The organism is uncultured Sphingomonas sp., from assembly GCF_937859915.1.
Classification (GTDB): Bacteria; Pseudomonadota; Alphaproteobacteria; order Sphingomonadales; family Sphingomonadaceae; genus Solisphingomonas.
The window spans coordinates 1-23,070 of sequence record NZ_CALMAW010000033.1 but is presented as its reverse complement, the minus strand read 5'-3'; the positions used below and the strand labels follow the sequence as shown (position 1 = coordinate 23,070).

Genomic DNA, 23,070 nt, shown 5'->3' with positions numbered 1-23,070 from the left:
CAATCAGCGGTTACCGATAGGGATAGAGCCGCACGCGCTGGATCGAGAAGTGGCCGGCCTCGAGGCGGATGTGGCGACCCTGGTGGGTCTGATCGCCGTTCATGAGCCGCCCCGCTACCCAATGACCGGCACTGTCGAACACACCTTCCCACGCGCTGTCGATCCCAGCGAATGACAGCCCGCCGCTGATCGGTCGGAACGTGACGGTGATGCCGCTGCCCGCGATCAGGAAGTCGTCGGGCCCGGTCTGGATGATCAGCCCGCCGTGCGCGGCGGTATGCTGGTCGGCCTTGGGGATGGTGCTTTGCGCATCGACATAGCTCGTCGTGAATTCATAGCCGCCAAGGCGCGTCACGGTCGGCTGGTCGAGCACCGTACCATCCTCGAGCACGCGGGGCTTCATGCCGATGACGCGGCCGAGCCCCTCATTGGCCAGCAATGCGGGGGTCAGCTGTTCGAGCACCGCATAGGCCGAGGTCACGTCATTATCCGGCTTGTCGTCGATCGACTCGATCGAGAACGGGCTGTAGCCCATGGTCGCCAACGACCCGAAGGCGAAGAAGGCGTTGGCGCCGACCTCGGCCGACGTCGCGTTGTTCGCTTCAGGGATGAACAGCGGATTGTCGGCACGATGGTAGGTCGTGGTGAGATCGACGAAACTCGGGAAATAGACGTCGGGTGCGAGCATATCCAAATGCGGCGCGCCCGCCTTCCAGACGTCGATCAGATGGGGCAGCGGGCCGCCGCTCGGATATTCACCGGGCGCCTTGCCGATCCGGTTGAAGGCGATGTTGGCGTACATCGGCAGCGGATAGTCGCGCTGGCCTGCCGCCGCGACGGCGTCGGCATAACGGGCGTAGGACCAGGCGGTAAAGATCTCGGCGGTCGCATCGCCCGGGCCGAACAGCTCTTCCCAGCTGCCCGCGGTGCGCGCGCCATGATCATCCCAGGCGCGACGCAATTGCGGACGCAGCGTGTCGCGATGCGCGGTCAGATAATCGATCAGCATCGCCGGCACGGGCTGGCGGAAGGCCGCATCGGCGAGCGGCCCATAGTCGCGCGCGACCGGCAACATGCCCATCTCATTCTCGACCTGCACCATCAGGACGGTGTTGCGCTCGCCGTCCACCGCCTTGATGTGCGCGACCAGCGCGGCATAGGCCTTCGAGTCGGCGGCGAGAGTGGCGGGCGAGAAGGCGGACAGGATCTCGACGCTCTGGCCGTTGGGCAAGGCCGCGCGCGGAAACCGTGCCTGATCGCGCTTTACCCAGCCCGGCACATAGGTCGACATGCTGTTCTTCCACGCGCCGAACCACAGGAAGACGAGATGGAGGTCGTTGGCCCGCGCGTGTCGGATCAGCATGTCGACCGACGTCCAGTCGAACTGGCCCTCGCGCGGCTCGATCAATTCCCACGACACCGGTGCCAGCACGGTGTTGAGATGCATCGCACGCAGCCGCGCCCAGTGCGGCGCCATATAGGCTTCGCTCGACGCGCTCGAATTGCCGAGCTCGCCGGCCAGCATCAGCATCGGCTTGCCCTGGACGACGAGGCGGAAGGCGTCGCCCTGCTTCTCGATCCGCGGCGGCGCCGCCACCGCCATGCTCGAGACACTGGCGAGAAGACAGGCGGCGGTCAGCGTCCGAAGGATCATAAACCGGTTTCCTTGAGGGGCCCTGCCGTCATGCGATCTGCGCCGATGCGACGGGCGTGTAGCGGGGAACGAGGAAGTGGATCACCAGCAGCGCGACGAGATAGGCGCAGGCGGCGACCAGGAAGATCGGCTGATAGCTGCCGAGACGCGCGAGGATCGTGCCGGCGAACTTGGCCATCAGCATCCCGCCGACCGCGCCGCTCAGCCCGCCCAGACCGATCACCGAGCCGGCGCGTCCGCGCGGGAAGAGGTCGCCGGGCAGCGCATAGACGTTGGCCGAGAAGCCCTGATGCGCAGCGCAGGCGAGCCCGATCAGCAACACCGCCGACCACAGGCTGGGGGCGTGGGCCGCGAACGCGATCGGCAGCGCGAACAGCGCGCAGACCAGCATCGCGGTCTTGCGCGCACGCCCGGTGGTCCAGCCGCGCAGCAGCAGCCGCGACGACAGCCAGCCGCCGCCGATCGAGCCGATGTCGGCAAGCAGATAGACCGCGACCAACGGCGGTCCGAAATCGAGCATCTTCACATGATATTGCCGGTTGAAGAAGTCGGGTAGCCAGAACAGGAAGGTCCACCACACCGGATCGATCAGGAAGCGGCCAAGCATATAGGCCCAGGTCTGGCGCAGGCTGAGCAGCGTCCGCCACGCGATCGGACGTGCCGGTTCGGCGGGCTCGCGTTCGATCCAGGCGAGCTCGGCGGGCGTCACGCGCGCATGCTCGCGGGGCCGGCGGTAGAAGCCGAGCCAGGCGACCAGCCACAATACGGTGAGCAGCCCGGTCGCGACGAACGCCATTCGCCAGCCGAAGGTGACGGCGATGATCGGCACCACCAGCGGCGTCACGATCGCGCCGACGTTCGAGCCGGCATTGAAGATGCCGATCGCCAGCGCGCGCTCGGACTTGGGGAACCACTCCCCCGTCGCGGCGAGGGCTGCGGGGAAGGCCCCCGCCTCGCCGATCGCCAGCGGCACGCGCGCGATCGCCATCCCGGCAGTGCTGGTGAACAGCACATGCGCGACATGGCCGATCGTCCACAGCGTCACCGCCAGCGCATAGCCGATCCGCGCGCCGACCCGGTCGACCAGCCGCCCGAACAGCACATAGGCGAGGCCGTAGGCACCCTGGAACCAGATGGCGAGATCGGCATAGCCCTGCTCGGTCCAGCCATAGCGCGCCTGCAGGCTGGGCTTGAGCACGGGCAGCACGAGACGATCGACATAGCTCAGCACCACCGCGGCAAACAGCAGGCCGCAGATCACCCAGCGGACATTGCCGCGTGGCCGCGCGATCTCCGTCACCAGTTGAACATCGTGCCGTCCTCAAGACGGTTCACGGGCAGATAGGCGCGCTTATAGGCATATTGCGCGGCAAGGACCTCGTCGATCTCGACGCCGAGGCCGGGCTTGTCGCCGGGGTGCATCATGCCGCGATCGAAGCTGTAGGCGTGCGGGAAGACCGCGTCGGTCTCGGGGGTGTGCCGCATATATTCCTGCACCCCGAAATTGGGCACCGACAGGTCGAAATGGAGCGCCGCCGCCATGCACACCGGCGAGAGGTCGGTCGCGCCATGGCAGCCGGTGCGGATCTGGTAGAGATCGGCGAGCGCCGCGATCCGGCGCAGATGCGTGATGCCGCCGGCGTGGACGACGGTCGCGCGGATATAGTCGATCAGCTGGTTCTCGATCAGATGCTTGGCATCCCAGATCGAATTGAAGATCTCGCCGACCGCGAGCGGCGTCGTGGTGTGCTGGCGGATCAGGCGGAAGGCGTCCTGATTTTCGGCCGGCGTCGCATCCTCCAGCCAGAACGGGCGATAGGGCTCGAGATCCTTGCCGAGCCGCCCGGCCTCGATCGGGGTCAGGCGGTGGTGGATGTCGTGGAGCAGATGCACGTCCCAGCCGAGCGCCTTGCGCGCCGCCTCGAACAGCTGCGGGACGACGCGCAGATATTTCTCGGTCGACCACAGATTCTCGGTCGGCAGATCGGCGTCGGCGGGCTCGTAGAACATCTTGTCCTTGGAGACGCCGTAGGTCGAAGGCAGCCCCGGCACGCCGCATTGCAAACGGATCGCCTTGTAGCCCTGGCGCTGATAGTCGAGCGCGACCTCGACCGTCTCCTCGATCGAGACGCCGTTGGCATGGCCATAGACCATCACGCCGTCCCGCGATGCGCCGCCGAGCAACTGGTAGACGGGGAGCCCGGCGACCTTGCCCTTGATGTCCCACAAGGCGGTGTCGACCGCGGCGATCGCGCTCATCGTCACCGGGCCGCGGCGCCAATAGGCGCCCTTGTAGAGATACTGCCAGATATCCTCGATCCGGTGCGCGTCGCGGCCGATCAGCATCGGCACGATATGGTCGCTGAGATAGCTGGCGACGGAGAGCTCGCGGCCGTTGAGCGTCGCATCGCCGAGGCCGTAGACGCCTTCGTCGGTCTCAATCTTGAGCGTCACGAAATTGCGGCCGGGGCAGGTGACGATGACCTTGGCGTCGGTGATCCTGGGCATGACTACTCTCTGTTCAGGCGATGGTGAGGAGGGCGGACTGGAGATCGCGGCTGTTCGCGCCGACCAGGATGTCGAAGTCGCCGGGTTCGACGACCTCGCGCATGTCGAGGTTCCACAGCGAGAAGGCGTCGGGGCCGAGCGTGAAGCGCAGCGTGCGGCGCTCGCCCGGCTTAAGCGTCACCCGCTCGAAGCCCTTGAGTGCCTTGATCGGCTGGGTGACGGAGGCGACCCGGTCGTGGACGTAGAGCTGGACGACCTCGTCGCCGGCGCGCGGCCCGACATTGGCGACATCGACCTCGACGGTGACGCTGCCCGCCCGCGCGATCGTGGCCGCCGAGAGCCGCGGCGCGCCGATCTCGAAGCGCGTGTAGGACAGGCCGAAGCCGAACGGGAACAGCGGCTCGGTGGTGTCGAACAGATAGCCGCGATGCGTCGACGGCTTGGCATCGTAGAACAGCGGCAGCTGGCCGACGCTGCGCGCCACGGTCACCGGCAGCTTGGCCCCCGGATTGACGTCGCCGAACAGCGCCTCGGCGATCGCGGTGCCGCCCTCCTGCCCGACATACCAGCATTCGAGCAGCGCATTGGCCCGGGCGACGACACTCGGCCAGGAGGGCGGTCGGCCGTTGATCGCGACCACCACCACCGGCTTGCCGAGCGCATGGAGCGCGTCGAACAGCTCGGCCTGCTCGCCGATCAGATCGAGCCCGGTGCGGTCGCCGAGATGCGTCTTGGCATAGCCTTCGCGGCTGGTCTGCTCGGTGTCGCCGATCGCGAGCAGGATGAGGTCGCAGTCGCGCGCCGTCTCGACCGCTTCGGCAATCAGCGTGCGGTTGCGTGCCGGATCCGCGAGTTCGACGGCATTGGCCGAGCGATCCTCGTTGCGCGTGATGAACACGCCTTGGGCGTGCCGCACCTCGGCCTTGCCGGCGAGCCTGGCGCGCACGCCGTCGAGCAGCGAGACGGTCTGGCGTGGCTCGCTCGAATAGCCGCCGAGCCGCGCGACCGCGGCGTTGGGGCCGATCACCGCGACACGACGATGCGCCCCGGGGTCGAGCGGCAACGTCCCGTCATTGACGAGCAGAGCGATCGAGCGCCGCGCCGCCTCGAGCGCCAGCGCGCGCGCGGCAGCGTTGCCGGTCAGGCGTGCCGATGCCTTCGGATCGATCGGCGTCCGCTCGAACAGCCCGGCGCGGAATTTGAGCGTGAGCATGTGGCGGCACGCCTCGTCGACCGCGCTGGGCGCGACCAGACCGGCGCGAACCTGGTCGGCCAGCGTGCGATAGGCCTGGCCGTCGGGTAGGTCGCAGTCGACCCCGGCGGCAAGCGCGAGCCGGGCGGCGCCCTGTGCGTCGGCGGCGATGTGATGATAGCTCGCCAGTTCGCCGATCGCGGCATAATCGCTGACGATCATGCCCTCGAACCCCCACTCCCCGCGCAATATCTGGCGCAGCAGCCAGTGGTTGGCATGGCTCGGCACGCCGTCGATCTCATTGTAGGAGGGCATCACCGCGCCGACCCCGGTGCGCGCGACGACGGCGCGGAAGGGCGGCAGGAAATAGCTGCGCAGCTCGCGCTCGGCGATCGGCGCGGGCGCGGTATTCTCGCCGGCCTCGGGCTGGCCGTGCCCGGTCATGTGCTTGAGCGTCGCGAACACCTTGTCCGGGCCGAGCGTCTTGCCTTCGCCCTGCAGTCCGGTGACCGCGGCAACCCCCATTTCGCCGCACAGATAGGGATCCTCGCCAAACGTCTCCTCGATCCGGCCCCAGCGCGGATCACGCGCGATGTCGACGACCGGGGACAGCGCGAGCACCGCGCCATGCGCGCGCACCTCCGCGGCGATCACCATGTTGACCCGCCGCACGAGGTCGCGGTCGAACGAGCCGGCGAGCGCGATCGCCTGCGGGAAGCTGGTCGCGTCGGGCGCCATATAGCCGTGCAGCGCTTCCTCGTGGAACAGGATCGGGATGCCGAGCCGGGTCTCGGTCATCGCCCAATGCTGCGCGGCGTTGACAAAGGCGATCGTGTCCGCCGGCGTCCGCCAGCGTCCACTGACCTCGGCACCGGTGTTGGTCGCGGTCGCCGCGCCCGTGCGGTCCGAGGGGCGGGCGATCTGACCGATCCCGTCGGGATGGGTCTGCTTCGCGCGGGCCGGGTCGAAGGCGAGCGCCGCATCCATCACGTCGCGCTTGCCGGTCGACAGCGCGATCAGCTGCGCGACCTTCTCGTCGAGCGTCATCCGCGCCAGCAGGTCGCGGACGCGCAGATCGATCGGGACATGTGGGTCGCGATAGGGAAGACGGTCGCTCGCCCCGGTACGGGGCATCGCCGCGGCTGCGATGGTCGAGACCGAGGCACCCGCCAGCCAGCCCAGCAGAAGACGGCGATCCGGACGGAAACCGATCGCGTCACGCACGCGGACCTGCGGGTCTGCGCACGAATCGCCGGTACGGACTTGGCTCACGACGATCACTCTCCCCTGCGCCTCGCGCAACGGCATCCTTCAGGACGCTCTCAATTTGATAGCGCTACCATTTCAGATAATGGCGACGCTTGTCAACGCTGGGTACGACATGCGCTCGCGTTCACTGTCCGGCGCAGACGCGCGCCTCCCGGCGCAGCAGATAGATGTCCATGATCCAGCCGTGCCGGGCGCGCAGCGCGGCGCGCTGATCGGCGATCTTGGGACCCGCCGTTGCGAGCGGTCCATGGACCAAGGCTTGCTGCGGCAGACCGAGATAGGCCCCCCACCAGATGTCGACGCCGTGCGGTGCAAGCGCCTCGAACGCGCATCCCGCATCGAGCATCACGACGACGCTCACCGCTCCGCTCGGCCAGCCATGGTCGCGAAGCTGGCGCCCGGTCGTGATCGTCACCGGCGCTGCCAGCGTGTTGAGCGGGATGGCATGCGCGGCGGTGAGCGCCTGGATGCTGGTGATGCCGGGAATCACGCGCAGATCGAGCGCGCGCCCGGCGGCACGAAGCCGCTCGGCGATACGCAGCGTGCTGTCGTAGAGGGCAGGATCGCCCCACACCAGCAATGCCAGCGCCCCGCCGTCGGGAAGATGCGCATCGATCTCCGCGCTCCAGGCAGCAGCAATGGCATCGTGCCATGCATCGACGTCGCTGCGATAATCAGGCGTCGCCGCGCGGGTCGGCAGATCGAACTCGACGACGCGGGTAGCGCCGGTCAGCACGGTTCCGCAGATCGAGCGCCGCAGGTCGATTAGCTCGGCGGTGCGCGCGTCCTTGCGTGGCAGCAGGATCAGGTCGGCGGCGTTCATCGCGTCGACCGCAGCGCGGGTGAGATGATCGGGGTTGCCCGTACCGATGCCGATGAGCGCGAGGCGGATCATAGCCCGGCGGACACACCCGCGCCGGCGATCGGCGCCACCTCGCGGGAACCGCCGTCGCGCGTCACGCCGGGTCTCCCGGAAAGCGCGGATCGGCACCGTTCGGCCGGAAGCGGCGATCATAGTCGGGCGCGTACAGGCGGCTCTCGGCAAAACCCTCGCCACCCACGGCCGGGCCGACCAAGATCAGCGCGGTCCGCTCCATGCTGCCGGCGACCGCGACCGCGACCGTGGCAAGGGTCGCGCGGACGATGCGCTGTTCGGGCCAGCTGGCGCGCCATACGATCGCGGTCGGGCAGTCGCCGCCATAGGCCGGCGCGAGGTCGGCGACGACCGCCGCAAGGTTGTGGATCGACAGATGGATAGCGAGCGTCGCGCCCGTCGCCGCGAAATTGGCCAAGGTCTCGCCCGCCGGCATCGCGCTCGCACGGCCTGGGGTGCGGGTGAGGACCACCGACTGGGCAAGGCCGGGCAGGGTCAGCTCGGCCTCCAGCGCGGCGGCGGCGGCGGCGAAGGCGGGAACACCGGGGGTGACGCTGATCGGGATGCCCAGCGCGCGCAGGCGGCGCAGTTGCTCGCCCATCGCCGACCAGATTGAGAGGTCGCCCGAATGTAGTCGCGCGACGTCGTGTCCCGCGGCATGCGCGGCTTGGATCTCCGCGATGATCTCGTCGAGCGAGAGCGGCGCGGTGTCCACGATCCGCGCGGCCGGCGGGCAATGCGCGAGCATCGCGGCCGGCACCAGCGAGCCCGCATAGAGGCACACCGGGCAGCGCGCGAGAATGTCGCGGCCGCGCAGGGTCAGCAAGTCGGGCGCGCCGGGGCCGGCGCCGATGAAATGGACGGTCATGGGCAGGCGCCTCGGGCGATGGCACAGGTCGCGAGGCGATCCGGCGAGATATGACGGGCGCCAAGCAGAACCGCGCCTTCGCCCGCGGCGGCGAGCGCGGCGGCCTCCGCAACGCTTCCGGTCCGCCGCGCGGCGATGCTGGGCGCGGACCGGGTGGCCGTATCGGCCGCCGCCAGCGCATCGGCGGAGATGGCGATGATCGGCAGGCCGAGCGTGTCGGCGAACAGCGCGAAGGCGGCGCGCTTGTCGTCGGGTACGGCAAGCGCCTCGATCGTCGGCAGGCCGTCCTGCGCCAGACGCAAAGCGCCCTCGAACGAGGCACACGTAGCCGCCCGACGAAAGCCGAAACCCGCGACGATCACAGCGTCACGCTCCACTGCACCACCGGATAGCTCGACCGCCAGCCGCGACGCGTGCCGAGCGGCGCGGCCTCGGCGAGCTCGATCCGCAGCAGCGTGCCGCCTTTCGCGGCATGCCATGTCGCAAGCAGCGCCTCGGATTCGAGCGTCACCGCGTTGGCGACCAGACGCGTGCCGGGTGCGGCCAACGTCCAGATCGTGTCGAGCATCGGCTGCGACAGGCCGCCGCCGATGAAGATCGCGTCCGGCGATGGCTGCCCGGCCACGATCGCGGGCGCGCGCCCTTCGACGACATCGAGCCGATCGACGCCCAGCGCTGCGGCATTGGCACGAATGCGCGGCGCACGGCCTGGATCGGCCTCGAACGCGATCGCGCGGTTCGCGGGATGGGTCAGCAGCCATTCGATCGCGATCGATCCCGACCCCGCACCGACGTCCCACAGCATCTCGCCGGCGCGCGGAGCCAGCGCGGACAGACTGAGTGCGCGCATCGGGCGTTTGGTGATCTGTCCGTCATGCGCGAACAGCGCGTCGGCGAGCCCCGCGCTGCGCGGCAAGCCCGCGCCACCTTGTGCCTCGATGGCGACCGCGACCGGATGCGCGATGTCGGCGAAGTCGAGCGCATCGGCGGTCGTGGCGCGAATGCGCTCGCGGGGGCCGCCCAGCGCCTCGAGGACATGGAGTCGGGACGCCCCGAAACCGAGATCGGCGAGTAGGTGCGCCAATTCCGCCACTGCGGCGCCATCGCGGACCAGCACGAGCAGCGACCGGCCTGCCGCCAGATGGGGGCGGATGCGAGCCAGCGGGCGCGCATGCAAGCCGAGACAGGTGGTCGCCTCCAGCGGCCAACCGAGCCGGGCGGCGGCCAGCGCAAAGGTCGAGCGCGCCGGGTGCGCGACCCACTCGCCGCGATCGAGCCGCTGCGCCAGAACGCTGCCGGCGCCGAACCAGAAGGGATCTCCCGACGCCAGCATCACGGTCGGGCGCCCGCGCAAGGCGATGAGCGGCGCGATACCGTCCGCGAACGGCACCGGCCAGACGCGCGTCTCGGCGGCGAGATCAGGCAGCAGGTCAAGATGCCGCGCCGATCCGGTCACGATCTCGGCGGCATCGAGCGCGGCCCGGCTCGCGGGGGATAGCCCGGCGAGGCCATCCTCGCCTATGCCGACGATCGTGAGCCAAGCCGCCTCAACCACACCCAACATCCTGCTGCTCGGCGGCACCACGCAGGCGAGCGCGCTCGCCGAGGCGCTGGCCGCACGCGGCCTGCGCGCGACTTTGAGCTATGCCGGGCGCACCGCCCACCCCAAGCCGCAGCCGATCCCGGTGCGCGTCGGCGGCTTCGGCGGGGTGAAGGGCCTCGCGGCCTATCTGCAGCGTGAGCGCGTCACGCATCTGATCGACGCGACCCATCCCTTCGCCGCGACGATGCGGCGCAATGCCGTTCTCGCGGCCGCCGAAACCGGCACCGCGCATATCGTGCTGACCCGGCCGCCGTGGCGTGCGGTAGAGGGGGATCGCTGGCGGCATGTCGCCGACATCCCCGCCGCGGTCGATGCGTTGTCCGGCCCACCGCAGCGGGTGATGCTCGCGCTCGGCCGGATGCATGTTGATGCGTTCGCCGCGCAGCCGCACCATGCCTATCTGCTGCGCTTCGTCGATCTGCCGGAGACGCTGCCGGATTTGCCCCGGCACGTGCTTGTGGTCGATCGCGGGCCTTTCGACCCAGCCTCCGATGTTGCGCTGCTGCAGACGCATGCGATCGACCTGCTGGTCTGCAAGAATGCCGGCGGCAGCGGTGCATCGGCCAAGCTGATCGCGGCGCGCACGCTCGGACTTCCGGTGCTGATGATCGATCGTCCCCCGGTTTCGGCGGCGGCTGAAGTATATGATATCGGAACGGCGTTGCGCTGGCTTGGTCACGCTGCCGACCTCGGCGTGTAGAGCCAGCTGCCGCCCGGCCGTTCGATCGTCCGCGTGCGGCTCGAGCCGACGATCACCATCGTGCGCATGTCCGCCATGTCGGGCGAAGCCTCGCCGAGCGGGACGATGCGCAACGTCTCCTCGGCAGTGCTGACAGCGCGCGCGAAGAGGATCGGGCGATGCGCGCCGCAGGTCTCGCGCAGGATCGCGAGCACATGCGCAAAGCCCTCGGGCCTGGCGACGGAGCGCGGATTATAGAAGGCGATCGCGAAGTCCGCTTCGACCGCGAACCGTATGCGGCGTTCGATCAGCGACCAGGGCTTGAGATTGTCGGACAGGTTGATCGCGCAAAAGTCATGGCCGAGCGGCGCCCCGGCCCGTGCGCTCGCCGCCAGCATTGCGGTTATGCCGGGCAGCACGCGGATATCGAGCGCTCGCCAGTCGGCAGGCCCCGCCTCCAGCGCCTCGAAGACGGCGGCGGCCATCGCGAACACGCCGGGATCGCCCGACGAGACGATGACGACGCGCTTGGCGTCCGCCGCCATCGCCAGCGCATGCGCGGCGCGGTCGAGCTCGACGCGATTGTCGGTCGCATGCAGCGTCAGTCCCGGCCGGGGCGCGATCCGGGCAACATAGGGGATGTAGCCGACGACATCGGTCGCCAGCGCGAGCGCCTCCGTCACCTCGGGCGTGACCATGCCGGCATCGCCCGGCCCGAGCCCTGCAATCGCAAGCCAGCCGGTCACGGCCGACGCCCCTGCCCGTGGATCAGCACGATCGAGAAATAGGGCGCGACCGCGCCGACATCGCAAAGCCGGGACACGCGCTCGCCCGGCATCGTGGCATATTCGACCAGCCATGCCGCATCCTCGCGCCCCGCCGCGGCGAGCGCGCGGCGCAGCTTGGGGAGATGCCGCCCGATCTTCATGACGACCAACGCATCGGTATCGCGGATCCGCCGGACGAGTTCTGCCTCGGGCAGCGTGGCCGTCAGCACGGTGAGCACATCGTCGCCCCAGGTGATCGGCACGCCGCTCGCGGTCCAGGCGCCAGACATGCCGGTGATCCCCGGCACAACCGTGACCGCCGCCCGGCCCGCCAGCCGGGTGTAGAGGTGCATGAACGAGCCGTAAAAGAAGGGATCGCCCTCGCACAGCACGACGATATCCTCGCCGGCGGCGGCGAGCGCGACCAGTCGCTCGATACAGTCGGCATAGAAGCCGGACAGACGGTGCTTATAGTCGGGATCGTCGAACGCGATCTCGGTGGTGACGGGATATTCCATCGCCAGCTCGACGGCGTCGGCGCGCAGCAAGCCGTCGACGATGCGGCGCGCCTGCCCCGGATGCCCCGCCTTGCGGAAATAGGCGATGTGGCGTGTCGCGCGGACCAGCCGATCGGCGCGCACGCTGAGCAGGTCGGGGGCACCGGGACCGAGCCCGACGCCGTGGATCGTACCGGGCGTCATTCGGCGCGGCTCGCAAGCGCATTGACCGCCGCGACCGTGATCGCGCTGCCGCCCATCCGGCCCTCGACGATGCAGCAGGGCACCGGACACGCCGCCCAGAGCGCCGCCTTGGATTCGATCGCGCCGACGAAGCCGACCGGGCAGCCGATGATCGCGGCCGGACGCGGACATGTCTCGTCGTCGAGCATGTCGAGGAGGTGGAACAGGGCGGTCGGGGCATTGCCGATCGCGACCAGCGCACCGCCCAGATGCGGCCGCCATCGCTCCAGCGCCGCGGCCGATCGCGTCGTTCCCATCGATTGCGCGAGCGCGGGCACCGCCTCGTCGTGAAGCGTGCACAGGATCGGGTTGGCCGCGGGCAGTCGCGTAAGGGTGACGCCTTCGCTTACCATCCGCGCGTCGCACAGGATCGGCGCGCCGCGGACCAGCGCCTCACGCGCCGCGGCGACGAAGCCGGCGGAAAAGCGGATATGCTCGGCCAGCCCCACGATCCCTGCGGCATGGATCATGCGCACCGCGACGCCCTCCTCATCCGCCCCGAAGCGGGCCAGATCGGCTTCGGCGCGGATGATCGCGAAGGATCGCCGGTAGATCGCAGCACCGTCGGTTTCATAGACATGGGCCATCAGGCCGCTCCCAACCGGGCAAGCAGCGTCGCCGGCGTGACGCCTTCGTGCCGCGGCGGCGCACCGGCGCGGGCGGCAAAAGCGATATCGAACCGCCCGTCCCGCCCGGTCAGCACGATATCGGTGGACCGCCTGCAGGCGCAGCCCTTGGCGCAGCCGGAGACATGGAGCGTCCCCGTCATCCGCGTCGCGAGTGCGGTTGCGAGCGGACGCGTCGCGACACTCGCCTGCGGGCAATCCGGAGCGCCGGGACAGGCTTCGACCCGCAGCATCGGACTTGCGGCGTCGTCGATCAGGCCATCGCGAGCGCGGGCCGCCGCCCCTTCGAGCAGCAGTTGCCGCCAGGGCGTGAAGCGGACGGCGTCGGCATCCGCCAGCGCAGCCGCGAGCGTGTCGGCCTCGATCGTGCCGAACGCGGTGCCATATATTGCGCCGAGCGCGTGGGCACCCGGCCAAAGCGGCGCGCGAGCCGGGGCGGGGCGGCTGCCCCCCTGCGCCCAAGCGGGGAGCGGCGCGAGGTGATGCGCCATCCGCCCGGATCCGATGCCGCCGCTCTCGACGAACCAGCGCGCCAGCGCGACCAGAGCATCCGCGGCATCGCGAGGCTCCAGCGCCATGCCCGTCTCACGACCATCGGCACGCACCAGCAAACCGCCGTCGCTGTCGCGCTCAACCCGGAAATCGGCGGACGCCTCGCCAAGCATCGGGGCGACACCGGCATCGATGGCGAAACCGACCTTGCCGGGCACGCTTGGCAGCGCGTCGAGCTGGGCTAGCAAGGCGGTGGCGATGCGGTGGCTGTCGTCGCCGTCGCACCAATCGGGCACGACCAGGACATTGCGCTTAGCCTCGCGGGCGGGATCGGGATCGACAAGCCCCAGTGCCAGAAGCGCTGCGACGAGATCGCGCCATGCGCCTTCGCCGACGCCGCGGACCTGAAGGTTGGCGCGCGCCGTGATCTCGATCCGGCCGCGACCGTACGTCTTGGTGGCCTCGCATAGGCCCAGGACCTCAGCACGGGTCAGCTGGCCGAGGGGCGGACGGACGCGCACCAACAGGCCGTCGCCCGCCTGCATCGGCCGCCATGCGTCAGGACACCAGCCTTTTACCTCGAAGCCTTTCATAGCGAGCCACGCCCGCGGGCCGGCACTGGCGGCACCGATCGTGACACGCGCGTCGCGTCCGATGTCGAGCGACATGGTGGCAATCGTGAGGGAACGAGCATGGACACGGATCTCGGGCGCCGGCGACGAAGGACGAGGGCGTCCGCGCGTGCGGTCGGTGCGCATGGCCCGGCGGACGCGACGCCTGCCCATGCGAACCGATGCGGCCCCCGCCGCAGGTTCGTCGCTCCGACGGAGCTTCCGTGCCATGGCCAATCCCTGGGCCGAGGCAAGAGCGACCAGAACGCCGGCAGGTCTCCTGGCTTGCGGGTCAACGCGCGATGCACGGTCTTCCCAGGGTCGGCACGCTGTGCGTCGCCCAGTGACTGCCCCGTGGAACACCCCGAGGCGATGTGCATCCCGCTCGCCGCTTACAGTTGCAGGGACAGCTGCGGCTTTGGATGCAGCTTTTCCGCCATCACCCTCACCGCCTTCCCATTTTAAGCCCCTTGCGAGGCACCGGCGCGATCTCGGATCGCGCAAGATGCGCGACCCGGCACGACCATAGCGGCGCGGACGGGCAGCGCCAACGCCTGAGTTCGAACCCCGGCATTTTGCGCGGGTCCGGCCGGCCTGTCGCCGCATCGTATCTGCCGCATCAGCGCGCACCCTCGCGGCCAAACGGTCTATATCGCGATCCGCGCGTTGCAGGACTTGTACCGACCGACCCCGTAGTGTTGAGCGGGACCCCCGTCGTCGAGGAGACGCGAGATTCGCCAGGTTGCCGCCCTGCCCTATTGTATCGAGACCGATGGCAGCATGCGCGTGATGCTGATCACGAGCCGCGAGACGCAGCGCTGGGTGATACCGAAGGGTAATCCGATCAAGGGCTTGCGGGCGCATGAGGCGGCGGCGCAGGAGGCGTTTGAGGAAGCCGGGGCGGAAGGCATCGCCTGCCCGACGCTGATCGGCAGCTATTCCTATGCCAAACGCCGCAAGACGGGGCTGACCAAGACGATCGCGGTTGACGTCTTCCCGTTCGCGGTCACCGGCCAGGCCGAGGAATGGCCCGAGCAGGACGAGCGCAATACCGCGTGGTTCACGCTGCGCGACGCCGCGGCCGCCGTCGACGAGCCCGAACTTAAGACCATCATCACCTGTTTTCGCGAGCCGCCCGCCAAGGCTGGCCTCGTCGACCGCATCCTCGCGGTCGGCGAGACGATCGGAAGGACGATCCCCATGATACGCTGGTTCCAGTCGCTAATGCCCACGCAGGGCCGCTTTTTCGATCTGTTCGAGGCGCACAGCGCGACCCTGTGCGCAGGCGCCGACGCGCTGGCGAGGCTGATGCAGGGCGGCGACGATCTCGAGACGCACATCCGCGACATCGTGCTGCAGGAGCAGCGCGCCGACGACATTGCCCGCGACGTGCTGCAGGATGTCCGCCGCACCTTCGTCACCCCGTTCGACCGCTCGGCGATCACCGGGCTGATCGGCGTGATGGACGACGCGATCGATCAGATGCACCAGACCGCCAAGGCGGTCGCGCTGTTCGAGGTACGTGAGTTCGCGCCGCAGATGCGCGACATGTCGGGGATCATCGTCGAGGCCGCGCGCGTCACCGCGGAGGCGATCCCGCTGTTGCGCGCGCTCTCGACCAACGCCGGCCGGTTGCACACGCTGACCGCGCGACTGATCGAATTGGAGGGCCATTCCGACGAGATCCACGACCAGGGCCTCAAGGCGCTGTTCCGACAGAGCCGCGACCAACCGATGGACTTCGTCGTCGGGCAGGAAATCTACGCGCATCTCGAGAAGACCGCGGATCGCTTCGAGGACGTCGCCAACGAGATCCAGGGGCTGGTGATCGACCATGCGTGATCGTGCGCGCGCCGACGAATGGATCGTGACGTTTTGACCCATCTCGCGCTGCCGCTGCTTGTCGCGCTGATCGCGGTCGCCCTGGCGTTTGACCTGCTCAACGGGCTTCACGACGCCGCCAACTCGATTGCGACGGTCGTCTCGACGCGCGTGCTCAAGCCGCATCATGCGGTCGCTTGGGCCGCCTTCTTCAACTTCATCGCCTTCCTGGTGTTCGGCACCCACGTCGCGACGACGATCGGTACCGGCATCGTCGACGGTCATGTGATCGACGCCGCGGTGATCTTCGGCGCGCTGATGGGCGCCATCATCTGGAACCTCGTCACCTGGATCATGGCGATCCCGTCCTCGTCGAGCCACGCGCTGGTCGGCGGCCTGATCGGGGCGGGGACCGCAAAGGCGGGTTTTTCGGCGGTCGTGTGGAGCGGCGTGATCAAGACCGCGCTCGCAATCGTGCTGTCGCCCGCACTCGGCCTTGTGCTCGCCCTGCTGCTGGTGCTCGTCGTCGCCTGGTCGTCGGTCCGCTCGACCCCGCTGCAGGTCGATCGCCGCTTCCGCAAGCTCCAGCTCGTCTCGGCGTCACTCTATTCGCTGGGGCACGGCGGCAACGACGCGCAGAAGACGATGGGGATTATCGCGGTGCTGCTCTATTCGCAGGGTCTGCTCGGGCCGACCTTCCATGTGCCGCTCTGGGTGGTGCTCGCCTGTCAGACCGCGATGGGGCTGGGCACGCTGCTGGGCGGCTGGAAGATCGTCCATACGATGGGCTCGAAGATTACGCGCCTGACGCCGCCGCAAGGCTTCTGTGCGGAGACCGGTGGCGCGATCACGCTGTTCATGGCGACCTATTTCGGCATTCCGGTCTCGACCACGCATACCATCACCGGCGCGATCGTCGGCGTCGGCGCGTCGCGGCGGATGTCGGCGGTACGCTGGAACGTCGCGTCGAGCATCGTCGTCGCCTGGGTGGTCACGATCCCCGCCGCCGCAATCGTCGGCGCGCTGTTCTACTGGATGACGCTGCTGTTCTGAGCGGGCCGCGCTAGACACGCGGCGGAGCGGCGTGGCGACGGTCCACGGGCAATGCCAGGCCTCAACCGACGGCGGCGACCTCCAGAGTGCCGACCGGCAGCGGGCGGATCAGCTGCTGCGCCGGGATCGACGGATCGAGCCAGTCTATCCAGGACGATGGATCCAGTATGACGATCTGGCGATCGTGATAGGGCTCGATGTCGGGGCCAGGCGGCATCGTCAACATCGTGAACGCCTCGCCGATCTTTGGATCCGATCGCCAAATCCCCGCGATGCAGAACCAGCTGCGGCCCTTCATCGTGAAGAGCCATTTGTCCTTGCGCTTCTTCTTCGGATCCGTCGGCGCTGTGAACTCGTAGAAGCCGTCGGCGATGATCAGGCATCGCCCCTCCCCAAAGCTGCGGCCATCGGAACGGAAGTTGTAGACCGGCTTGCCCGCGGGGCCCGGCCAGCTCCATCGGCGTTGAACGAGGTCACCAACTCCGCGGCCGACTCCGCGCATGATGGGAGCGACGTCGGTGATGCGTACGTCGGCTCGCGGCTCGAGGTTGGGCCTGCCCTCCGGGAAGTCGACGCGGATCTTCAAATCCTGAAAGCCCTCCTCGATGGACGAGAGGTCAACCAGCTGACGATAGTCGTTACACATCGCGCAACCTGTCGACCTCTCGCTTGACTCGCCTTGTTCGTTCTATCTGTGTTCCTTGGCCTGCAGGCAACATCGTTTGATCAGGACACCTCGCAGGACATCTCCCGGGCCGCCGTCAGACGACACGTCACGGCCTGCGTCGTTCGCCATTCCGACCGCCGTTCCGTTCGTTCGTTCGTACCGCGCCGGGACGGGGACTATCGCCACGGCGTCACCGCTTGGCCGCCGAAGATGCGCTCGCGCGGCAGCTCGAAGATGAAATATGGATTGAGCAGCGGAAGCGCTCCGGCCGCGTCGAGCCTGCCCTGCTGGTCTGCCGACAAGACGACGTCGAGCGACGCGATGTTCTGGTCGAGCTGCTCGGTTCGGCTGGCCCCGATCAGCGTGGACGAGACGCCAGGCCGGTTGGCCACCCAGGCGAGCGCCACCTGGGCCATCGGTCGGCCGACCTCCTCGGATACGGCGCGGAGTTCATCGACGACGTCGAAGTTCTTCTCGGTGAACAGCATGCCGCCATACGGATTGTCGCCGTTGAGGCGTCCGTTGCTGCCGCCATCGGGCGTCTCGCCCGCGCTGTCGGGAAGGCTGCCCGCTGGCCCCGTTTCTTGGATCTTCTCGCGACCGTACTTACCCGTCAGCAAGCCCGCAGCGAGCGGGCTCCAACAGACGAGCCCCATGCCGAGTGCGGTTCCGGCGGGAATAAGGTCCAGTTCGACGCCCCGGTCCAGAAGCGAATAGGAATATTGGAGCCCCACCGGCTCCGGCAACCCGTGCGCCCGCGCGAGCGTCGCGATCTGCGCGGCGTACCAGGCCGGCGCGTTCGAGAAGCCGTAGTACAGGATATCGCCGCGCCTGACGGCGTCGGTCAACGCGCGAAGCACCTCTTCCGGCGGCGTCGTGCGATCCCAGACATGGGTCCAGTACATGTCGATCCGGTCCGTGCCGAGGCGCTGCAGCGAGCCCTCGATGCCATCGCGGATGTTGCGGGCACTGTTGCCGCCCGCGAGCGGCGTACCCTGTTCCCGCGAGAAGCCGGCCTTGGTGGCGATGACCAGCTTGTTCCGCAGCTTCCGCTCCGCCACGAAGCGCCCGAGCATCCGCTCGCTCTCGCCGCCGGAATAGACGTCGGCGGTGTCGACGAAATTGCCGCCGGCCTCGACATAGCCGTTGAGGATGTTTCTGGACGTTCCCTCGTCGGCGCCCCAGCGTCCGGCCCCGAACGTCATTGTTCCCAGAGCGAGCGGGCTGACCACCAGCCCCGATCGGCCGAGTGTGCGGTAGCTGTTGAGCGCCATTGGTGAATCTCCTTGCATGACGCAGCAAGATAGGGCTCGCCGCTGCCCTGCATTAGAGCCGGGACTCGGCAAGGGCTTGTGAGGATTTTGCAGCAATGCGACGCGGCGAACTGGACGATCTGGCCGCGTTCGCGGCGGTCGCGCGCACGCGCAGTTTCACGCGCGCCTCCGCCGAGCTCGGTCTGTCGCCGTCCGCGCTCAGCCATGCGATGCGATCGCTCGAGACCCGACTGGGGGTAAGGCTGCTGGCCCGGACGACACGGAGCGTCGCCCCGACCGCCGCAGGTCAGCGCCTCCTCCAGTCGCTGGATCCCGCCCTGGCCCAAGTCGCCCTCGGCCTGTCCGCACTAGCCGATTGGCGCGGCGTCCCGTCGGGGACCATCCGCCTGACGACCTTCGGATATGCGGCGCGAACGATCCTTTCCCCGCGTCTTCCCGCGTTCCTCCTCGAGCATCCCGACGTGTCGGTCGAGGTGATCGTCGACGACCGCCTCGTCGATCTCGTCGCCAATGGATTCGATGCCGGCATTCGGCTCGGCGAGACGGTGGAGCGTGACATGATCGCGGTGCCGGTCGGTCCCACGCTTCGGACCGTCGTGGTCGGGACGCCGTCCTATTTCGACCGCCACCCTCGCCCCGAGACCCCCGGAGACCTCGAGCAGCACCGGTGCGTCAACTACCGCATGATCGGTGGCGGCGGACTTCTGCCTTGGGAATTCGAGCGAGACCGCCGGGACATCAAGATCCGCTCCGACGGACAGCTGATCGTTAACGACGAAAGCCTCGCTGCTGCCACGGTTCGGGCGGGCGTCGGGCTGGGGTACATCATGGAGCACGACGTCGCCGAAGAGATAGCCGACGGACGTCTGGTGCAGGTGCTGGCGGATTGGTGCCCGACGTTTCCGGGTTGCCACATCTACTACCCGAGCCGGCAGGTGCCCCCTGCCCTGCGGGCATTGGTAGATAGTCTGCGATGGGTCGGCACATAGGATCCGGACAAGACGCGAGATAGAACGACCGAGCGCTCGCCTGTTCGATAATCGGGAAGCCGGAAATAGCTTTTCCCACTCCAAGTCGTGATCGGTGCGGCGGTATAGCCGGTCGAGACGATCGCCGTTGTCTGCACAGCGAACGATCTGGTCAGTGACGGCGGAAAAAGCCCACGCCGGCTATGGAGAGCAGGGAACGCAAGGATGAAAGATATTTGGACGCCTCCCAATGGCCGCGCGCGCAGCGCGTCGCGCGGGATCTGCCGATCGATTTGCGGAGCCGGGCTCCTCGCCGCCGCGTTCACGGCGAGCGGCGCGGTGGGGCAGACGCCCTTTCGGGAGGCGCTCAGGCTCGGACGCGACAGGATCAGGTGGAGGATCGTTCGTTTCCCGCGCGTCGGGCGATGATACGCCGCAGCGCCGCGAAAGCGGCTCTGCCGTAGGTGTCAGGTCCGGCATCATCGCCCTTCAGCCAGGCGTCGGTCGAGAGCTTGAGGATGCCGATCGCGGTCGCGGCGGTGACGCGACAGTCTATGTCGTCTTCGTCGAGCCCTTTGCGGGCCGCCAAGGCGGCTGCGACCACGCGTTCCACTTTCTCATATTTGGCGTGATCGCCCGCACTGAGCGCGGGCGTGTCATGGATGAGCCGCGCTAGATCGCGCGCTTGCGTCGTCTGATGCTCCACCGCCAGATCGAGCAAGGCATTTTCGATCATGTCCAGCAGCGGTTCGTCCACCGGGCGCCGGCCAATCGCCTCGGCGATCATCTTCGGGAAGTCGGCCTTGGTGGAGAAGACGATCTCCTCCTTGGAGGCGAAATAATGGAACAGCGTGCGGCGCGAGACGTCTGCCGCACCCGCAATATCATCGAGCGTCGTAGCCTCGAAGCCACGCTCGAGGAATAGGCGCATGGCATCGCCTTGAATGCGGGCATGCGTCTCGGCGCGCTTGCGGCCGCGAAGGCCGATGGGCTTGATTTCCTGCACTGCTTGCATATTTGCATGGAGTGCATATTAAAGCAAGCAGCGCTCGCCGATTTACGCGTCAGCCCGAGGATCACGATCATGGCAAGTTGGACCACCAAGGATATTCCCGATTTGTCGGGCAAATTGGCAATCGTGACCGGCGCGACCGGGGGATTGGGGCTGGAGACCGCGCTGCGTCTCGCGCAAGCGGGCGGCGAGGTGATCCTGGCCGGGCGCAACGCCGACAAGGGACGCACGGCCGAGGCGTTGGTCCGTGGGCAATGCGCGAACGCCACTGCGCGATTCGAGATGGTGGATCTCGCCAGTCTCGCTTCGATCGCGGCCTTCGCCGACCGGATCCTGACAGCCGGCCGGCCGATCGACATTCTCGTCAACAATGCGGGCGTGATGGCGCTGGCCAAGCGCGAGACAACCGCCGACGGGTTCGAGCGGCAGTTTGGCACCAACTATCTGTCGCACTTCGCGCTGACCGCACGCCTGCTGCCGCTGCTGAGCGTCGCGAAGGCGCGCGTCGTGCAGCTTTCCAGCATCGCGCATCGCAATGGCACGATCCGCCTTGACGACCTGAACTACGAGGCCGGCTACAAGCCCTGGCCGGTCTATTCGCAGAGCAAGCTGGCGATGCTGATGTTCGCACTCGAACTCGGCCGGCGGAGCGACGCCCATGGCTGGGGTTTGACCAGCGTGGCCGCGCATCCTGGCGTCGCGACGACCGATCTGATGGCAAACGGTCCGGGCGCCGGTGGCGGGATCATGGCGTGGATCAGCGGCATGGCCGTCAACGTAATCGGCCAGCCGGTGGCGCAGGGCGCGCTGCCGCAAGTGATGGCGGCCGCTATGCCTGACGTCTCCGGCGGCCGATATTTCGGGCCGCAGGGCTTTCAGGAGTTGAAGGGCGTACCCGGGCCGGCCAAGATCGAGCCGCAGGCGCTGAACGCCGCCGTCGCCGCCAAATTATGGGCTGCATCGGAAACCCTGACTGGCGTGACGTTCGGCTGACTGCTGTTGCGGCCGGCGATCAGCCACGGCAAACGGAGCGCATTACCGCTGCGAAGGGATTTGCGCAGTGTCGGCGATCGATACGGGATCGCGCCAGTCTAGGCCCTGACCGGCCATTCATGGCACCATTGTCACGCCGGAAGAGCGGATTGCGGTTCGTGCGCTAAGTGCTTTTTGCGCGCCGACGGGATCGTTGTGGAAGGCCTCCAATCAGGATTGGGTATCACAGCCATGCGTATGGAGGGCAGTCTCCTCACCGAGACGATACCAAACGCGACATAGAATGGAATGGCGCTTCCGGGAACGCCACGATTTCGCGCAGACGACGATATCTGGGGCGAAAACCGTCCGGCAATTCTGTCCCCGAGACCGGCCGGACCGCTCCGGACGCGGATCGCGGCGGTCGAATGGACGTGATCGGCACGGGACATCGGATTTGCGATAGGCATCTTTCAAGCGCAGGAACCGCCTCAGCTGTTTCCCAAAACGACGGGCGATCGTGGACGACGGCCGTTGATTAGAAGCGGATGAACGCTTCCACGGTCTTCGCGAACGTCTCCGGCTGATCGTACATGATGAAGTGGCGCGAGTTGTCCACCCGCACTAGCGTGACGTTCGGCATATCCTTGTAAGCGTTAGCGGTGATGCTGTCCGCCAGCGCCTGCGTCGGCTTGGTGCCGCCCGGAAAGACTAGCGTGGGGTCGAAGGCATAGAGTACCAGCGTCGGCGTGCTGATCGTCGCCAGAGCGGGCCGCAGGTCAGTCTGAAAGTCTGCAAATGTGGCCTCGGCCACAACCTTCGGATCGCTCGCCAAACCATCGGCCACGATGCGCTCACGGCCTTGCAGGGTCAGCGCCAGCGTCTCGGCGGTGTGTTTCTCCATAGCGGCGCGTTGCTCGAGAGTCTGCGTCAACATACCGTCGCGCATCGTTCGGGCAGCTGTGGTGGTGCTGGCTACGGTCGCCTGCGGCCCGAACATCAGGCCGATGAAGGGCAAAGCATCGACCACAACAAGTTTGGATAGGTCCTCAGGGTATTTCTGCGCCAGCATAAGGCCCATCAGACCGCCCAGGGAGTGCCCGACCACGACGGGGTGCATATGCCGGGTTGCAATGTATTCGTGAAGCTGATCGACAATCGCCGGTAGCAAGTCCCCGGGTGTAGCGTTCACGCCTGCAGGTTGATCGCCGAACCCGTTTACCTGCACAAGGTGAAGGTGATAATTTCCCTTCAGTCTGGCTCCCTCTGTATCCCATACGGCTCGGCTGCTGGTCAGGCCGGGAAGAAGGATTACGTCCGGCCCGTTACGCGGTCCCTGGTCTACCACCGTGAAGCGGGTAGGCCCGTAACTGCTCACCTGGTTGGCGAGTGACAGTCTGATCAGGCGACGGCGAAGGAG

Annotated in this window: 21 protein-coding genes and 1 riboswitch; of the genes, 5 read left to right on the top strand and 16 right to left on the bottom strand. The window is 67.8% G+C overall.

Features of this window, described 5'->3' with window-relative positions:
- Positions 1 to 10: 10 nt before the first annotated feature.
- From Q0326_RS04925 to cbiE, 8 genes are all read right to left on the bottom strand, one after another.
- Positions 11 to 1,654: a DUF5597 domain-containing protein gene (locus Q0326_RS04925; protein ID WP_298687724.1), complete on the bottom strand. Its 1,644-nt coding sequence runs from the start codon at positions 1,652 to 1,654 to the stop codon at positions 11 to 13.
- A gap of 28 nt (positions 1,655 to 1,682) precedes the next feature.
- Positions 1,683 to 2,954 (bottom strand): MFS transporter, encoded by a 1,272-nt coding sequence (locus Q0326_RS04920; RefSeq protein WP_298687722.1) that lies wholly within the window; start codon positions 2,952 to 2,954, stop codon positions 1,683 to 1,685.
- Complete coding sequence (gene manD / locus Q0326_RS04915; RefSeq protein ID WP_298687720.1) at positions 2,951 to 4,162, bottom strand: D-mannonate dehydratase ManD; 1,212 nt, start codon at positions 4,160 to 4,162, stop codon at positions 2,951 to 2,953. The genes Q0326_RS04920 and manD overlap by 4 nt, the downstream gene beginning before the upstream one ends.
- Positions 4,163 to 4,175: 13 nt before the next feature.
- Complete coding sequence (locus Q0326_RS04910) at positions 4,176 to 6,488, bottom strand: glycoside hydrolase family 3 N-terminal domain-containing protein (RefSeq protein ID WP_298687861.1); 2,313 nt, start codon at positions 6,486 to 6,488, stop codon at positions 4,176 to 4,178.
- A 259-nt stretch (positions 6,489 to 6,747) separates the two neighbouring features.
- A complete protein-coding gene (gene cobF, locus Q0326_RS04905) occupies positions 6,748 to 7,518 on the bottom strand; it encodes a precorrin-6A synthase (deacetylating) (protein WP_298687718.1) in 771 nt (256 codons plus the stop codon).
- A 61-nt stretch (positions 7,519 to 7,579) separates the two neighbouring features.
- Entirely contained in the window at positions 7,580 to 8,365 is a 786-nt protein-coding gene (gene cobM / locus Q0326_RS04900) for a precorrin-4 C(11)-methyltransferase (RefSeq protein WP_298687716.1), read from the bottom strand.
- Entirely contained in the window at positions 8,362 to 8,727 is a 366-nt protein-coding gene (locus Q0326_RS04895) for a cobalamin biosynthesis protein (RefSeq protein ID WP_298687714.1), read from the bottom strand. Before Q0326_RS04895 ends, cobM begins: the two co-directional genes overlap by 4 nt.
- A complete protein-coding gene (gene cbiE, locus Q0326_RS04890; protein WP_298687712.1) occupies positions 8,724 to 9,929 on the bottom strand; it encodes a precorrin-6y C5,15-methyltransferase (decarboxylating) subunit CbiE in 1,206 nt (401 codons plus the stop codon). Before cbiE ends, Q0326_RS04895 begins: the two co-directional genes overlap by 4 nt.
- Between cbiE and Q0326_RS04885 the strand changes: the two genes are divergently transcribed.
- On the top strand, positions 9,886 to 10,668 hold the full coding sequence (locus Q0326_RS04885; RefSeq protein ID WP_298687710.1) for a cobalt-precorrin-6A reductase: 783 nt from the start codon (positions 9,886 to 9,888) through the stop codon (positions 10,666 to 10,668). The two genes, cbiE and Q0326_RS04885, sit on opposite strands and share 44 nt — an antisense overlap.
- Here the strand turns inward: Q0326_RS04885 and cobJ are convergent.
- From cobJ to Q0326_RS04865, 4 genes are read right to left on the bottom strand one after another with little or no spacing between them, the layout of a single operon-like run.
- Entirely contained in the window at positions 10,644 to 11,393 is a 750-nt protein-coding gene (cobJ, locus tag Q0326_RS04880; RefSeq protein WP_298687708.1) for a precorrin-3B C(17)-methyltransferase, read from the bottom strand. The two genes, Q0326_RS04885 and cobJ, sit on opposite strands and share 25 nt — an antisense overlap.
- The gene (gene cobI, locus Q0326_RS04875; RefSeq protein ID WP_298687706.1) at positions 11,390 to 12,115 is read right to left on the bottom strand and encodes a precorrin-2 C(20)-methyltransferase; all 726 of its coding nucleotides are present in this window, start codon (positions 12,113 to 12,115) and stop codon (positions 11,390 to 11,392) included. Before cobI ends, cobJ begins: the two co-directional genes overlap by 4 nt.
- A complete protein-coding gene (locus tag Q0326_RS04870) occupies positions 12,112 to 12,741 on the bottom strand; it encodes a precorrin-8X methylmutase (protein ID WP_298687704.1) in 630 nt (209 codons plus the stop codon). The genes cobI and Q0326_RS04870 overlap by 4 nt, the downstream gene beginning before the upstream one ends.
- Positions 12,741 to 13,940 (bottom strand): cobalamin biosynthesis protein CobG, encoded by a 1,200-nt coding sequence (locus Q0326_RS04865; RefSeq protein WP_363303702.1) that lies wholly within the window; start codon positions 13,938 to 13,940, stop codon positions 12,741 to 12,743. The genes Q0326_RS04870 and Q0326_RS04865 overlap by 1 nt, the downstream gene beginning before the upstream one ends.
- Positions 13,941 to 14,135: 195 nt before the next feature.
- Positions 14,136 to 14,383: riboswitch (cobalamin riboswitch) on the bottom strand.
- Positions 14,384 to 14,615: 232 nt separating this feature from the next.
- Here Q0326_RS04865 and Q0326_RS04860 point away from each other — a divergent pair.
- Both Q0326_RS04860 and Q0326_RS04855 read left to right on the top strand, forming a co-directional pair.
- Positions 14,616 to 15,725: a DUF47 family protein gene (locus Q0326_RS04860; protein ID WP_298687857.1), complete on the top strand. Its 1,110-nt coding sequence runs from the start codon at positions 14,616 to 14,618 to the stop codon at positions 15,723 to 15,725.
- A gap of 18 nt (positions 15,726 to 15,743) precedes the next feature.
- Positions 15,744 to 16,757 carry an inorganic phosphate transporter gene (locus Q0326_RS04855; protein ID WP_298687702.1) on the top strand — a complete coding sequence of 338 codons (1,014 nt, stop codon included), beginning with the start codon at positions 15,744 to 15,746 and terminating at the stop codon, positions 16,755 to 16,757.
- A 61-nt stretch (positions 16,758 to 16,818) separates the two neighbouring features.
- Here the strand turns inward: Q0326_RS04855 and Q0326_RS04850 are convergent, their stop codons facing one another.
- Positions 16,819 to 17,403 carry an SOS response-associated peptidase gene (locus Q0326_RS04850; protein ID WP_298687700.1) on the bottom strand — a complete coding sequence of 195 codons (585 nt, stop codon included), beginning with the start codon at positions 17,401 to 17,403 and terminating at the stop codon, positions 16,819 to 16,821.
- Positions 17,404 to 17,600: 197 nt separating this feature from the next.
- Positions 17,601 to 18,698, bottom strand: coding sequence for an aldo/keto reductase (locus Q0326_RS04845; protein WP_298687698.1), 1,098 nt, complete (start codon positions 18,696 to 18,698; stop codon positions 17,601 to 17,603).
- Positions 18,699 to 18,793: 95 nt separating this feature from the next.
- Between Q0326_RS04845 and Q0326_RS04840 the strand changes: the two genes are divergently transcribed.
- Complete coding sequence (locus tag Q0326_RS04840; protein ID WP_298687696.1) at positions 18,794 to 19,687, top strand: LysR family transcriptional regulator; 894 nt, start codon at positions 18,794 to 18,796, stop codon at positions 19,685 to 19,687.
- Between the two features lie 367 nt (positions 19,688 to 20,054).
- Here Q0326_RS04840 and Q0326_RS04835 read toward each other — a convergent pair whose 3' ends face one another.
- Complete coding sequence (locus Q0326_RS04835) at positions 20,055 to 20,597, bottom strand: TetR family transcriptional regulator (protein WP_298687694.1); 543 nt, start codon at positions 20,595 to 20,597, stop codon at positions 20,055 to 20,057.
- Between the two features lie 21 nt (positions 20,598 to 20,618).
- On the opposite strand from Q0326_RS04835, the gene Q0326_RS04830 reads away from it, so the two are divergent.
- Positions 20,619 to 21,671 (top strand): SDR family oxidoreductase, encoded by a 1,053-nt coding sequence (locus Q0326_RS04830; RefSeq protein WP_298687692.1) that lies wholly within the window; start codon positions 20,619 to 20,621, stop codon positions 21,669 to 21,671.
- 517 nt (positions 21,672 to 22,188) lie between these two features.
- On the opposite strand, the gene Q0326_RS04825 is transcribed toward Q0326_RS04830, so the two are convergent.
- Positions 22,189 to 23,070 (bottom strand): alpha/beta hydrolase (locus Q0326_RS04825; RefSeq protein WP_298687690.1); only part of this gene is annotated, 882 nt, incomplete at its 5' end.

Excerpts from the sequence above, each read along its gene's own strand:
- Q0326_RS04925 (WP_298687724.1), bottom strand. The coding sequence starts at position 1,654 with ATGATCCTTCGGACGCTGACCGCCGCCTGTCTTCTCGCCAGTGTCTCG.
- manD (WP_298687720.1), bottom strand. The coding sequence starts at position 4,162 with ATGCCCAGGATCACCGACGCCAAGGTCATCGTCACCTGCCCCGGCCGC.
- Q0326_RS04910 (WP_298687861.1), bottom strand. The coding sequence starts at position 6,488 with ATGCCCCGTACCGGGGCGAGCGACCGTCTTCCCTATCGCGACCCACAT.
- cobF (WP_298687718.1), bottom strand. The coding sequence starts at position 7,518 with ATGATCCGCCTCGCGCTCATCGGCATCGGTACGGGCAACCCCGATCAT.
- cobM (WP_298687716.1), bottom strand. The coding sequence starts at position 8,365 with ATGACCGTCCATTTCATCGGCGCCGGCCCCGGCGCGCCCGACTTGCTG.
- Q0326_RS04885 (WP_298687710.1), top strand. The coding sequence starts at position 9,886 with ATGCCGACGATCGTGAGCCAAGCCGCCTCAACCACACCCAACATCCTG.
- cbiE (WP_298687712.1), bottom strand. The coding sequence starts at position 9,929 with ATGTTGGGTGTGGTTGAGGCGGCTTGGCTCACGATCGTCGGCATAGGC.
- cobI (WP_298687706.1), bottom strand. The coding sequence starts at position 12,115 with ATGACGCCCGGTACGATCCACGGCGTCGGGCTCGGTCCCGGTGCCCCC.
- Q0326_RS04870 (WP_298687704.1), bottom strand. The coding sequence starts at position 12,741 with ATGGCCCATGTCTATGAAACCGACGGTGCTGCGATCTACCGGCGATCC.
- Q0326_RS04865 (WP_363303702.1), bottom strand. The coding sequence starts at position 13,940 with ATGTCGCTCGACATCGGACGCGACGCGCGTGTCACGATCGGTGCCGCC.
- Q0326_RS04855 (WP_298687702.1), top strand. The coding sequence starts at position 15,744 with ATGGATCGTGACGTTTTGACCCATCTCGCGCTGCCGCTGCTTGTCGCG.
- Q0326_RS04850 (WP_298687700.1), bottom strand. The coding sequence starts at position 17,403 with ATGTGTAACGACTATCGTCAGCTGGTTGACCTCTCGTCCATCGAGGAG.
- Q0326_RS04845 (WP_298687698.1), bottom strand. The coding sequence starts at position 18,698 with ATGGCGCTCAACAGCTACCGCACACTCGGCCGATCGGGGCTGGTGGTC.
- Q0326_RS04840 (WP_298687696.1), top strand. The coding sequence starts at position 18,794 with ATGCGACGCGGCGAACTGGACGATCTGGCCGCGTTCGCGGCGGTCGCG.
- Q0326_RS04835 (WP_298687694.1), bottom strand. The coding sequence starts at position 20,597 with ATGCGCCTATTCCTCGAGCGTGGCTTCGAGGCTACGACGCTCGATGAT.
- Q0326_RS04830 (WP_298687692.1), top strand. The coding sequence starts at position 20,619 with ATGCGTCTCGGCGCGCTTGCGGCCGCGAAGGCCGATGGGCTTGATTTC.